Annotated in this window: 12 protein-coding genes; 1 reads left to right on the top strand and 11 read right to left on the bottom strand. The window is 71.9% G+C overall.

Annotated features, from left to right (window positions below; genetic code table 11):
- The first annotated feature begins 167 nt into the window (after positions 1 to 167).
- Complete coding sequence (locus FS641_RS01255; protein WP_144758717.1) at positions 168 to 2,285, top strand: acyl-CoA dehydrogenase; 2,118 nt, start codon at positions 168 to 170, stop codon at positions 2,283 to 2,285.
- Between the two features lie 12 nt (positions 2,286 to 2,297).
- On the opposite strand, the gene csrA is transcribed toward FS641_RS01255, so the two are convergent.
- The 11 genes from csrA to FS641_RS01310 form a co-directional block, all read right to left on the bottom strand.
- Positions 2,298 to 2,555, bottom strand: a complete 258-nt coding sequence (csrA, locus tag FS641_RS01260) for a carbon storage regulator CsrA (protein WP_144758720.1) — start codon at positions 2,553 to 2,555, stop codon at positions 2,298 to 2,300.
- A 36-nt stretch (positions 2,556 to 2,591) separates the two neighbouring features.
- The gene (locus FS641_RS01265; RefSeq protein ID WP_144758723.1) at positions 2,592 to 3,539 is read right to left on the bottom strand and encodes a hypothetical protein; all 948 of its coding nucleotides are present in this window, start codon (positions 3,537 to 3,539) and stop codon (positions 2,592 to 2,594) included.
- A complete protein-coding gene (locus FS641_RS01270; protein ID WP_144758725.1) occupies positions 3,514 to 5,568 on the bottom strand; it encodes a flagellar biosynthesis protein FlhA in 2,055 nt (684 codons plus the stop codon). Before FS641_RS01270 ends, FS641_RS01265 begins: the two co-directional genes overlap by 26 nt.
- Positions 5,565 to 6,758, bottom strand: a complete 1,194-nt coding sequence (locus FS641_RS01275; RefSeq protein ID WP_144759819.1) for a flagellar biosynthesis protein FlhB — start codon at positions 6,756 to 6,758, stop codon at positions 5,565 to 5,567. The genes FS641_RS01270 and FS641_RS01275 overlap by 4 nt, the downstream gene beginning before the upstream one ends.
- A gap of 2 nt (positions 6,759 to 6,760) precedes the next feature.
- The gene (locus tag FS641_RS01280) at positions 6,761 to 7,522 is read right to left on the bottom strand and encodes a flagellar biosynthetic protein FliR (protein ID WP_144758728.1); all 762 of its coding nucleotides are present in this window, start codon (positions 7,520 to 7,522) and stop codon (positions 6,761 to 6,763) included.
- Positions 7,522 to 7,797 carry a flagellar biosynthesis protein FliQ gene (gene fliQ, locus FS641_RS01285; RefSeq protein ID WP_144758731.1) on the bottom strand — a complete coding sequence of 92 codons (276 nt, stop codon included), beginning with the start codon at positions 7,795 to 7,797 and terminating at the stop codon, positions 7,522 to 7,524. The genes FS641_RS01280 and fliQ overlap by 1 nt, the downstream gene beginning before the upstream one ends.
- A 1-nt stretch (position 7,798) precedes the next feature.
- Positions 7,799 to 8,575, bottom strand: coding sequence for a flagellar type III secretion system pore protein FliP (fliP, locus tag FS641_RS01290; protein ID WP_260855650.1), 777 nt, complete (start codon positions 8,573 to 8,575; stop codon positions 7,799 to 7,801).
- 50 nt (positions 8,576 to 8,625) lie between these two features.
- Positions 8,626 to 9,159, bottom strand: a complete 534-nt coding sequence (locus FS641_RS01295) for a flagellar biosynthetic protein FliO (protein WP_186317556.1) — start codon at positions 9,157 to 9,159, stop codon at positions 8,626 to 8,628.
- A gap of 14 nt (positions 9,160 to 9,173) precedes the next feature.
- Complete coding sequence (fliN, locus tag FS641_RS01300; protein WP_144758740.1) at positions 9,174 to 9,881, bottom strand: flagellar motor switch protein FliN; 708 nt, start codon at positions 9,879 to 9,881, stop codon at positions 9,174 to 9,176.
- The gene (locus FS641_RS01305; RefSeq protein ID WP_144758742.1) at positions 9,878 to 10,756 is read right to left on the bottom strand and encodes a flagellar motor switch protein FliM; all 879 of its coding nucleotides are present in this window, start codon (positions 10,754 to 10,756) and stop codon (positions 9,878 to 9,880) included. Before FS641_RS01305 ends, fliN begins: the two co-directional genes overlap by 4 nt.
- 68 nt (positions 10,757 to 10,824) lie before the next feature.
- The gene (locus FS641_RS01310) at positions 10,825 to 11,772 is read right to left on the bottom strand and encodes a flagellar motor protein MotB (RefSeq protein WP_144758745.1); all 948 of its coding nucleotides are present in this window, start codon (positions 11,770 to 11,772) and stop codon (positions 10,825 to 10,827) included.
- Positions 11,773 to 11,774 lie beyond the last annotated feature (2 nt).

Raw genomic sequence — 11,774 nt, forward strand, 5'->3', positions numbered from 1 at the left:
CCCGGCACGACCCCGATGGCGGTTGGAGGGTTCCCACGACCGTCCCGGAGCGCGACGCCGTCGCCGTTGTCGGCCCCGCACCGCGCCTGTGCGCACCCCGGCCCCGGTGCCTAGGTTGGGTGGGTACGGCAGCAGCACGAGGACTGAGCAGTTCAGGAGAGCGAACGATGGTCGACACCGCACCCGTCACGAGCACCGGCACCGCGACCGGCGACACCGCGAGCAGCGCCCCGAAGGCGGACGCGAGCGGTGACCCGGCGGCGGGTACCCCGTCTGCCGGGACGGACACGGACGTCCGCATCGACGTCGACCTCCTCGCCGAGCACCTGCTCGGACGCTGGGCGGAGGACCGTCGGATCTCCCGTCGACTGGTGCGGGACCCGGCGCTGCACAAGGTCGAGGGCCTCTCCATCGTCGAGCACCGCGCCCGCGCCTTCGACCAGCTGCGCATCCTGCAGGAGAACGGCGCGATCCAGCGCCCGTACCCGCCGGAGCTCGGCGGTCAGGACAACCACGGCGGCAACCTCGCCGCGTTCGAGGAGCTGACCACCGCCGACCCGTCCCTGCAGATCAAGGCGGGCGTCCAGTGGGGCCTGTTCGGCTCGGCCGTGCACCACCTCGGCACCGAGCGCAACCACCGCGAGTTCCTCCCCGGCATCATCGCGTTCGACGTCCCCGGCTGCTTCGCGATGACCGAGACCGGGCACGGTTCCGACGTGCAGAGCATCGCGACGACGGCGACCTACGACCCGGCGACGCAGGAGTTCGTCGTGCACACGCCGTTCCGCGGCGCGTGGAAGGACTACATCGGCAACGCCGCACTGCACGGCAAGGCGGCGGTCGTGTTCGCGAAGCTCGTCACGCAGGGCGTCGACCACGGCGTGCACGCGTTCTACGTCCCCCTCCGCGACGACGACGGTGCGTTCCTGCCCGGCGTCGGCGGTGAGGACGACGGCGTCAAGGGCGGCCTGAACGGCATCGACAACGGTCGGCTGCACTTCGACCACGTCCGCGTCCCCCGCACGAACCTGCTGAACCGGTACGGGGACGTGGCCGAGGACGGCACGTACACGTCGCCGATCGCGTCGCCAGGACGCCGGTTCTTCACCATGCTCGGCACGCTCGTGCAGGGGCGTGTGTCGCTCGACGGCGCCGCCGTCGTCGCGCAGAAGATCGGGCTGCAGATCGCCCTGACCTACGCGATGGAGCGCCGGCAGTTCCCGACGAACGGCGGCGAGGAGGGCGTCCTGCTCGACTACGGGCAGCACCAGCGACGGCTGATCCCCCGCCTGGCGACGGTGTTCGCGCAGTCGTTCGCACACGAGAAGCTCCTCCGCACCTTCGACGACGTCTTCAGCGGCCGACTCGACACCCCGGAGCGCCGCGAGGACCTGGAGACCGAGGCCGCGGCGTTCAAGTCGATGTCCACCTGGTACGCCCTCGACACCCTGCAGGAGTGCCGCGAGGCGTGCGGCGGTGCCGGCTTCCTCGCCGAGAACCGCCTGACGAGTCTCCGCGCCGACCTCGACGTCTACGTGACGTTCGAGGGCGACAACACGGTGCTGCTCCAGCTCGTCGGCAAGCGACTGCTCACCGACTTCCGGAAGAAGGCTCCGCGCGACGCTGCCTCGACGGCGAAGTTCGTCGCGGCGCAGGTGGGCACGAAGCTCGCCGACGCGAGCGGGATCCGACGCCTCGGGCAGACCGTGAAGGACCGTGGTTCCCTCGCCGCGAGCGCCACCGACCTCCGGGACACCGAGACGCAGCGGGCACTGCTGAGCAGCCGGGTCGACGCGATGGTCGCCGAGATCGGCATGCGGCTGAACACCGCCGGCAAGGACCGCGCCCGGCAGGCGCAGCTGCTGAACCGGTCGCAGCACGAGCTCATCGAGGCGTCGAAGGCGCACGCGGAGCGCATGCAGTGGGAGGCGTTCACCGACGCGATCGACGAGGTCCCCGAGGGCGACACCCGGAAGGTGCTCGTCTGGCTGCGCGACCTGTTCGCACTCGGACTGCTCGAGCAGCACCTCGACTGGTACCTCGTCCACGGTCGGCTGTCGGCGCAGCGTGCCCGCGCGGTCTCGGCCTCGATCGACCGGCTGATCGCCCGTCTCCGACCGCTCGTGCCACAGCTCCTCGCGTCGTTCGGCTACGAGCCGGAGCACGTCCGTGCGCCGATCGCCCTCGGCGAGGAGCGTGCGCGCCAGGACGAGGCGCGCGCCTGGTTCGCCGCGGAACGCGCGGCGGGTCGGCTGCCGGAGCAGGAGAAGAAGCCCCGCCCCTGACGGAGCCGCGGGTCAGGCGGGCGACGAACCGTCCGTCTGACCGCCGCCGAGCGCCGCACGCAGTCGTGCCTCGGCGTCGTCGGAGGCGGTCTGCGTCGCCTCGACGTTCGCCTCGGCCACGGCGCGGACCACTTCCTCGCGCTGGATCTTCACGCCGCGCGGGGCGTCGATGCCGATGCGCACGCCGTCGCCGCGTGCGTCGAGCACCGTGATGACGATGTCGTCGCCGATGAGGATCCGCTCGCCGACCTTCCGCGTGAGTACCAGCACCCGGACAGCCTAGCCACAGCGCACGTCCCGGACGGGTCAGAGCGTCCGGACGGGCAGCCCCATGTCGTGGACCGACTCGGGTGTCGCCGTCTCCGACGCGCCGATCGCGACCACGCCGGCGACCGCGACGACCGCCGCCACGGAGGACACCATCGCCGCGCTGTCCTCGTGCTTCCGCCCCACGTCGACGACCACCCACACCTGGTCCGGCACGAGCTGCTGCAGCGTGCCGTGGTCGTCCCACGCGGCGACACCGAGGAGGGCGAAGCCCTCGCGGACCCCGTCGGCCCGTGCCAGGATCCCGGCACGGCGGTCCGCGGCGTCCGTCGGACGGAGACGGTGTCGCGTCGCGAAGACCCCGGCGGCGGCGTCGACGTCACCGGCGCGGCCGACGAGCACGACCAGGTCGCCGTCGGCCGACAGCACGGCCGGCACCGGCGGCCGCCCCGCGGCCAGGGTGGGCACCCGAACAGCGGGAGCGATGGGGACGACGCTGGTCGCGCCTCCCGGCAGGGCCGACGGACCGGACGGGAGGCCCGGGTCGGCTCCCCCGGGCCGGGCGCCGCCCGTCGCGGGCGCGGCGAGGGAGCTCGCGGACCCGACAGAGCCCGCCGCGGGTCCCGGCGCGATTCCGTCGGCGACGAAGCCGTCGAGGACCGACGCGAACGCGTCGGCACGCGCCGACGACGTGCCGTCTGCCGCGGCGATGCGAGCCTCGACGGCCTCCGCGTCGGCGAGGAGGGCCGCGATCCCGACCCGCGTGGCCGGTCCGTCCGCGATCGCCACACGGGCGACGGGCGGGTCGTCGGCGGACGGGACCTCGACGGTGGCCTCGACGTGCGCGCGGCGGAACAGGCCGCCGATGCCGCCACTGGTGACCTTCTCGGCGGCGACGATGCGCGCGGCCGGGCCGAACTCGGCGCGGACGGCCTCGCGGACGTCGTCGAGCGTCGCGGCGCTACGCTGCAATCGGGTCGGCGGCACGGACCACTCCCACGGTCTCGATGGTGGACCCGGCGGCGGTGGCCTCCTGGTACGACAGCACCGGCAGGCCGTTCGACTGCGCGGAGACCATCCGGTGCACGGCGGGTCGGAGCTGCGGTGCGCAGACGAGCACGGCGGACAGCCCCTGCTCCTCGACGTTCCGGACGGCGTCGCGCACGGAGGTCAGCACCTGCTCGATCCGGTGCGCGTCGAGCATGATCTGTGTGCCCTGCTCGGACGGTCGGAGCCCCTCGAGCATCGACTGTTCCAGGAGCGGGTCGATCATGATGACGCGGAGCACGCCCTCCTCGAGGTGCCGGGCGGGCAGCGCCGGACCGAGTGCCGCGCGCGCCGCCTCGACGAGTCCCTCGGGGTCGGTGGAGACCTTCGCGCGGAGCGTCAGCGCCTCGCAGATCCGACCGAGGTCGTTGATCGGGACGCGCTCGACGAGCAGGCCCTGCAGCACGCGCTGGAGCTCGGCCATCGACAGCATGCCGGGGACGAGTTCCTCGACGGCCGCGGGGTTGCCCTGCTTGACACCCTCGGTGAGGACACGGACGTCCTCACGGGTGAGCAGGCGTGCGGCGTTGTCGCCGATGATCGCCTGCAGGTGCGTGACGAGTACGGAGACTCGGTCGATCACGGTGGCGCCGGTCATCTCGGCCGCGTGCCGGAGCTCGGCCGGCACCCACTTGCCCGCCAGGCCGAACACCGGCTCGACGGTGGCGTCGCCGGGGAGTCCGTCGAGCTGGTCACCGAGGGCCAGGACGCTCCGCGCCGGTGCGGTGCCGCGCCCGGCCTCGACCCCGGCGATGCGGATCGCGTAGGTCGACGGTGGGAGCTCGATGCTGTCGCGGGTGCGGACGGGCGGTACGACGATGCCCATGTCCATCGCGATCTTCCGGCGGAGCGCCTTCACGCGGCCGAGCAGGTCGTCGGAGGAGCCCGACACCATGTCCACCAGGTCGGGGGCGAGCAGGATCTCGAGCGCGTGCACCCGCATCTGCTCGACGAGGTCCTCCGGGGTGTCCCCCGCCGGCGCGGCCGCGGCCAGGGCCTGCTGCTGCTCGGCGTCGGCCTCGGCGCGGGCGGCGTTCCGGCCGATGCGCCACCCGGTGATCAGCAGCGTCGCGCCGACGAGCAGGAACGGCAGGATCGGCATGCCGGGGATGAACCCCATCGCGATGGCCGCGACCCCGGCGATCATGAGGGCGTTCTTCGACTGTCCGAGCTGCGTCGCCGCGGACGACCCCATCTCCGACTCGGCTCCGGACCGGGTGACGATCATGCCCGTCGAGACGGCCATCAGGAGCGCCGGGATCTGCGTGACGAGGCCGTCGCCGATCGTCAGGATGCCGTACTTCGACAGCGCGTCCGTGATCGAGAGCCCGTTCTGCGCCATCCCGATCGCGATCCCGCCGATCAGGTTGATGACGATGATGAGGATGCCGGCGATCGCGTCGCCCTTGACGAACTTCGACGCGCCGTCCATCGCGCCGTAGAAGTCGGCCTCGGCGGAGACCGCCGCTCGGCGCTCCTTCGCCTGCGCGTCGGTGATGAGCCCGGCGTTGAGGTCCGCGTCGATCGCCATCTGCTTGCCCGGCATGGCGTCCAGGGTGAACCGGGCACCGACCTCGGCGACGCGCTCGGCGCCCTTCGTGACCACGACGAACTGGATGACGACGAGGATCAGGAAGATGACGGCGCCGATGATGATCGAGCCGGAGACCGCGACGTGCCCGAACGCCTGGATGACGTCGCCGGCGAAGCCCTCCCCGAGCACCAGGCGAGTGGACGCGACGTTGAGGCCGAGCCGGAACAGCGTCGCGACGAGGAGCAGCGACGGAAACACCGAGAAGTCGAGCGGCTTCTTCACGAACAGCGTCGTCAGCAGGATCACCAGCGCCAGCAGGATGTTGCAGATGATGAGGAAGTCGAGCAGGAACGACGGCACCGGCAGGATCAGCAGCAGGATGATGCCGACGATGAAGACCGGGACGGCGAGCTTCGGCAGGTCCTTGCGGTTCATGCGGGGACTCCCTGGGATTCGGGCGGAGCGGTGCGGGGCGTACGGAGTCGGCGGGGTCGGAGGTCGCCGTGGAGCGTCGTCGGGTCGAGCACGGTGGCGACCTCGTCCGGCGTGGTGGGTCGGGGTGGGGCGTGGGTCCCGGCCGCCGCTCCCCTGGCCTCGAGGGCCATGACGAAGGACAGCACCCGGGCGACCGGCGTGTAGAGGTCGACGGGGACCTCCTGCCCGAGTTCGCACGCGGCGTGCAGGGCCCGGGTGAGCGGGACGTCGCGGACGATCGGCACGCGGGCGTCCGTCGCCCGGTCGCGGATCATCACGGCCACGGGGCCAGCGCCCTTCGCGACGACCCGCGGCGCGGACTTGCCGGGTTCGTACCGCAGTGCGACGGCGTAGTGCGTCGGGTTCGTCATCACGACGTCGGCGGTCCCGATGGCCTGGATCATCCGGTTGCGGCTCATCGCCAGCTGCCGCGACCGGCGCTGCGACTTCACGAGCGGGTCGCCCTCGGCGTGCTTGTTCTCGTCCTTGACCTCGCGCTTGGTCATCATGGTCCGCTTGCGGTTGCGACGGATGACGACGAACACGTCGAGCGCGGCGAGCACGAGCCCGGCGGCGACCGCGGCGCGGAGGAGCGTCCCGGTGCCCTCACCGGCGGCGGCGAGCACCCCGCTCAGGGGCAGCGAGCCGCTCGTCATCAGGACCGGGACCAGTCCCTGCACGGCCATCCAGAGCACGAGTCCGACGACGGCGGTCTTCACGAGGGCCTTCACACCGTTCCAGAGTGCCTGGGTGCCGAACACCCGCTTGAGCCCCTGCACGGGGTCGAAGTGCTCCGGGGTCGGGGCGAGCGACCGGAAGTGCACGCCGCCCTGGGCGACGGCGGCGGCCGTGACGCCGACGAGCACCACGAGGAGCATCGGGCCGAGCGTCGCGCCGATCGAGCCCATCGCGTCGTCGAACGCCCCGCGCATGGTGCCGATCGTGGGGTCGGCGATGACGACACGGACGGCGTCGAGCTGCGACTGCCCGGCTGCTGCGGCGCGGCCGATCGTCGCCGGGATCATGAGCGCCGCGACGGCGATGCCGATCCAGGCACCGAGGTCCTGGGACCGACCGAGCTGGCCCTTCCGGTGGACCTCCTTCATCCGTTTCGCGGTCGCCCGCTCGGACTTCTCACCGCTGTCGGACATGCTCACCCCCGTCCCGTGATCGCGTGCACGGCGTCACCGGTCAGCGAGGACACGATCGACGGCAGTGCCATGAAGAGCGCGCCGGCGAAGACGACGGTCAGGCCGATCTTGATCGGGAAGCCCATCTGGAAGGCGTTCAGCGCCGGCGCGACACGGGTCAGGAGCCCGAGTCCGACGTCGGCGAGGAACAGCACGACCACGAGCGGACCGGCGATCTGCAGCGTGGCGAGGAACATCTGCGAGAGCGCGGTGACGAGCATCGACGCGACACCGCCGAGCGCGAACGACCCGCCGACGAGCGGGACGGCGTCGAAGGACCGGACCAGACCGGCGACGATGAGCTGGTAGCCGCCGGAGGCGAACAGCAGCGCGAGTGCGGCCATCTGGAACAGCCGGGTGAACTGCGCACCGTTGACCTGGGACTGCGGGTCGTACGCCTGGGCGAGGGTGAAGCCGCCGAACAGGTCGATGAGCGCGCCGGCGGACTGCACGGCCGCGAACACCAGGTACACCAGGAAGCCGAGCACCAGACCGACGACGAGCTGGGTGACGAGGGCGATCACGAACGCGCCGGTGTCGAGTGCCTCGTAGCCGGCGGTCACACGTGGTGCGACCCCGACGGCGAGCCCCATCGCCAGGATCACCTTCACCGTCGCGGGGAAGGCCCGGTACGAGAACGGGGGCGCGATGACGAAGAACGCCAGCATCCGCACGCCGGCGAGCATGGTCCCCTCGAGCGAGGCGAAGTCGATCGCGAGGTCCATCAGCCCGCCCCGAGGAGCTTCGGGATCTGGTCGAACGCGAAGTGCGTGAACGCGACCATCTCGGAGATCATCCAGTTGCCGCAGACGACCAGTGCGACGGCCACGGCCAGGGCCTTCGGCACGAACGACAGCGTCACCTCCTGGATCTGCGTCACCGACTGGAACAGCGAGATCGCGAAGCCGACGACGAGGGAGGTCACGAGCACGGGTGCGGCGAGCTTGCCGGCGACCATGAGGGCCTGCAGCACGAGGTCGATGACCGCTTGCTGGTCCATGTCAGTGCACCACCTGGTAGCTCTCGATGAGCGACTTGATGATGAGGCCCCAGCCGTCGACGAGCACGAACAGCAGGATCTTGAACGGCAGCGAGATCATCACGGGCGGGAGCATCATCATGCCCATCGACATCAGCGCCGCGGAGACGACGAGGTCGATCACGAGGAACGGGATGAAGATGACGAACCCGATGATGAACGCGCTCCGGAGCTCGGAGATGATGAACGCCGGGATCACCGTCGTCATCGGCACGTCCGCCATCGTCTTCGGGTTGTCCTGACCGGCCGCGCGGGTGATGAGCGCGACGTCCTCCTCGCGCGTCTGGTGCAGCATGAACGTGCGGAGCGGCTTGGTGCCGATGTCGACCGCCTGCTGGAAGTCGAGGTGGCCGGCGAGGTACGGCTGCAGTGCGTCGTCGTTGATGTGCCCGATCACCGGGGCCATCACGAACAGGGACAGGAAGAGCGCGAGCCCCGCGAGCACCTGGTTCGGCGGGATCGACTGGAGCGCGAGGGCGTTCCGGGTCATCGCGAGGACGACGAAGATCTTCGTGAACGACGTCATCATGAGCATGAGGGCGGGAGCGACGCTGAGGAGCGTGATCCCGATGAGCGTCACGACCGCCGAGGACGGCTGCCCGTCCGGCCCGTTCACGCTCACCGAGAACCCGCCGGAGGACGGTGACGCCGGAGCGGACGGCGTGGCGGGCGCGGTCGGCTGCACCACGCCGGCCGCGTGGGCGCCGGTCGTGGTGAGCATGAGGAACCCGGCGACCATCGCCAGCCCGAGGACGGCCAGCAGCAGGACCCGCCCGGTGCGGGCGGGCGTCACCCGGCCCGCCGGGACCGCAGGGCGGCGGCGGCCTGCCGCCAGGTGTCGGCGGACAGGATCGAACCCTGCAGCTGCGCGGACGTCGGGACGACCGTGCGCTGCGCGCGACGGTTGCGCGGACGCATGGGCAGCGGCTCCGCCGCCGGGTCGGTCGGGAGGCTCGGCACGGCTCGGTCCTGCTCGGCCAGTTCCTGACGGAACGCCTCGGCCGACGGGGTCGGCCGCACCGGCAGGACGACCGGTCCGGTCACGACGGTGAGCTCCGGGGCCGGGGCCGCACCGCTCGTGAGCAGGTTGACACCGTGCTCGGTCACCCCGAGGACCAGTCGCTCCCCCTCGACGTCGACCACGACGACGCTCGCCTTGCCGCCGATCCCCTGTCGCGCGACGACCTCGACCGCGGCGGACCGGCGTCCGCGCGGCTTCCGGCCCGCGCCGAACTGCCCCTTCGCCATGCGTCGGTGCAGCACCCACATCAGGGCGAGCACGACGCCGAGCGAGAGCGCGACGCGGAGGGTGATGACGAGCATGTCCACCGGCGGGCTCAGACGCTCTCGGCGACGTCGAGGATCTTCGTGATGCGGACGGCGTAGTCCTGGTCGACGACGACGACCTCGCCGTGCGCGATGAGGCGCCCGTTGAGCAGCACGTCGGCAGGGGCGCCGGCGGAACGGTCGAGTTCGACGACGGCGCCGGGCTCCAGGCCGAGCACGTCGCGGACGGACATCCGGGTGCGACCGATCTCGACGGTCAGGGTCATCTCGACGTTGTTGATGCGGCCGAGGTTGCCGGCTGGGATCGCCCCGTGCGAGGGGGCGCTGCCGACCGTGCCGTTCTCGCGGATCCGGATGCCGAACCAGCCGCCAGGGACCCCGCCGGCGGTGAGTGCGAACACCACCGTGTCGGGGTCGGCGAACAGGGACGCGGCGGACTCGCGCCGTGCCTCGCCGAGGACGCCGACGCCGAGGACCGATCCGGCGGCCTCGAGGGAGGGGCTGAGCACGTCGGTGACCGCCACGATGCCCTGGTCGGTGCCGCCGGCGGCGGCGATCGCGTCGAGGTCCGTCAGGACCACCGCGAGGTCCGCGGAGAGCCCGCCGACGAACGAGACGACCACGCCGTCGACCGCAGCCTCCAGGACGGCCGGGGTCGCGCCTCCCGGCAGTGCCTGCGCGGTGAGCGGCGCCGCCGTCGGGAGCTGCCGGGCGAGCGCCTCGGCCGCGCCGGTGTGGAGGGTGGTGGTGGCGGTCATGCGGGCTGCTCCGATGTGGTGGTGACGACGATGCCGGCGAGGCGCGAGCCGTTCGCGCCGACCGCGGCGGTGCCGACGGGTTCGCCGTCGACCGCGATGGTGAGGGGGCGGTGCTGCGGGTGCGGCAGCGGCAGCACGTCCCCGACGGCGAGGCGCAGGACCTGCGCGGGCAGGACCGCGGCGGGTGCGAAGCGGAGCGAGACGCCGAGCGGCACGCTCGCGAGCTGCGCGTCGAGCATCGCGCGGGCGTCGGCGGCGGACACCGTCGCGGCGGCCTCACCGAGCTGCGGCAGGATCGCCTCGGCCGGGAGTGCGAGCGTGCCGGGGGCGACGCGGTCGCCGACGCGGATCTCGAACGAGGCGACGATCATCAGGTCGCCCTTCTGGGCGGCCTGGGCGAACTGGCTGTTGTACTGGAACCCGCCGACGGCGACGTCGTGTGTGAGGAGACCGCCGAGCGAGTAGCGGAGGTCGTCGAGGGCGTCCTCGATGATCTTCCGGACCAGCGCCTGCTCGATGGGCGTGAACGTGCGCTCCGGCGTCGGCAGCGGCTTCGAGGCGCCGAGCGCGTGCGACACCCACGTCAGGGCGGCGTCGAGCGGCACCTGGAGCACGCCCTTCGGCGTCGTGTCGGCGATCGGGAGCAGCGCCATGCCGGTGAGGGCGGGCAGCGACGCGGCGTACTCGTCGTACGTCATGATCTGCACCTGCTCGCTCGTGACCTGGCTCACGACGCGGACCTTCGCGGTCAGCTGGGTGCCCCACTGCCGGGCGAAGGTCTCGAAGGCGAGTTCGAGGACCCGTGCGTGCTCGCGGGCGAGCGTCGACGGGCGCGCGAAGTCGTACACCTCGGGCGCTGGCAGGGTCTCGGTCACGGGTGCGTCTATCGGGCGGACCCGTCCCACCCGTCAGTCCTGTGCCCCGTTCTGGGGCGGTGGCGTCGCTACCCCGATCGGGCTCCGTCCTGCGCTGCCGCGAGGGCGGGCATCAGTGCGCTGACGTCCTGGTCGGCGTTCGACAGCACCACGATGTCGACCCGGCGGTTCAGCGCGAGGTCCTGGTCGGTGCTGCCCTGCGCGAGGGGCCGACTCGACCCGAACCCGACGCTCTGGATGTGCTCGGCCGGCATGCCGCCCCGCTCCACCATGTCCCGGAGCACGCCCGTCGCGCGCGCCGCGCTGAGCTCCCAGTTCGTCGCGTACGGCGCCGTCGAGTTCCGCTGGTCGGCGTGGCCCTCGACGCTGACGTCGTGGCCGGCGGTCTTCAGGACCGGGGCGATCGCGTCCATCACGGCACGGGCCTGGTCGGACAGGTCGGCACTGTTCGTGCCGAAGTAGGTCTCGCTCCCGACCAGGCGCACCGTGAGTCCGCGGGCGTCGACGGTGAACTGCACGTTGCTCGTCTGCCCGGCCGCGTCGAGGTTCGCCTTGATCGCGGCCTCGATCGCGGTGAGGTCGTCGAGCTCGTGCTTCGCGGCGTCCACGTCCTGCTTCGTGGCCGACGCGGGGACGGCGGGCACGGCGGTCGACGCGGGGTCCGTGTTGGTGTCCTTGCTGCCGGAGGCCGCGGTGGAGTGGTCGGCCTTCGCGTCGTCGACCGAGTACCCCTTGCCGTCGGTGACCTCGTTCTTCTTCACGACGGTGCCGCTCGCGGTGTCGATCTTCGCCGTCTTGACCTCGCCGAAGCCGGTCGCCAGGGACGTCTTCAGGGCGATGTACTTCTGCTGGTCGACCGTCGACATCGCGAAGAGCACCAGGAACATGCACATGAGCACCGTGATCATGTCCATGTACGACGCCATCCACCGCTCGTCGGGGTGCTCGGCCTCGTCGTGGCCGCCCCGCTTCCGGCCGCCGCGGCCCCGTCCGTGCCCGCGGGCGTTCGCGCTCACTG

It is taken from the genome of Curtobacterium sp. 9128, assembly GCF_007673775.1.
Classification (GTDB): Bacteria; Actinomycetota; Actinomycetes; order Actinomycetales; family Microbacteriaceae; genus Curtobacterium.

Coding starts and splice junctions, on each gene's coding strand:
- FS641_RS01255 (WP_144758717.1), top strand. CDS start 168: ATGGTCGACACCGCACCCGTCACGAGCACCGGCACCGCGACCGGCGAC.
- FS641_RS01270 (WP_144758725.1), bottom strand. CDS start 5,568: ATGAACCGCAAGGACCTGCCGAAGCTCGCCGTCCCGGTCTTCATCGTC.
- FS641_RS01275 (WP_144759819.1), bottom strand. CDS start 6,758: ATGTCCGACAGCGGTGAGAAGTCCGAGCGGGCGACCGCGAAACGGATG.
- FS641_RS01280 (WP_144758728.1), bottom strand. CDS start 7,522: ATGGACCTCGCGATCGACTTCGCCTCGCTCGAGGGGACCATGCTCGCC.
- fliQ (WP_144758731.1), bottom strand. CDS start 7,797: ATGGACCAGCAAGCGGTCATCGACCTCGTGCTGCAGGCCCTCATGGTC.
- fliP (WP_260855650.1), bottom strand. CDS start 8,575: ATGGTCGCCGGGTTCCTCATGCTCACCACGACCGGCGCCCACGCGGCC.
- FS641_RS01295 (WP_186317556.1), bottom strand. CDS start 9,159: ATGCTCGTCATCACCCTCCGCGTCGCGCTCTCGCTCGGCGTCGTGCTC.
- fliN (WP_144758740.1), bottom strand. CDS start 9,881: ATGACCGCCACCACCACCCTCCACACCGGCGCGGCCGAGGCGCTCGCC.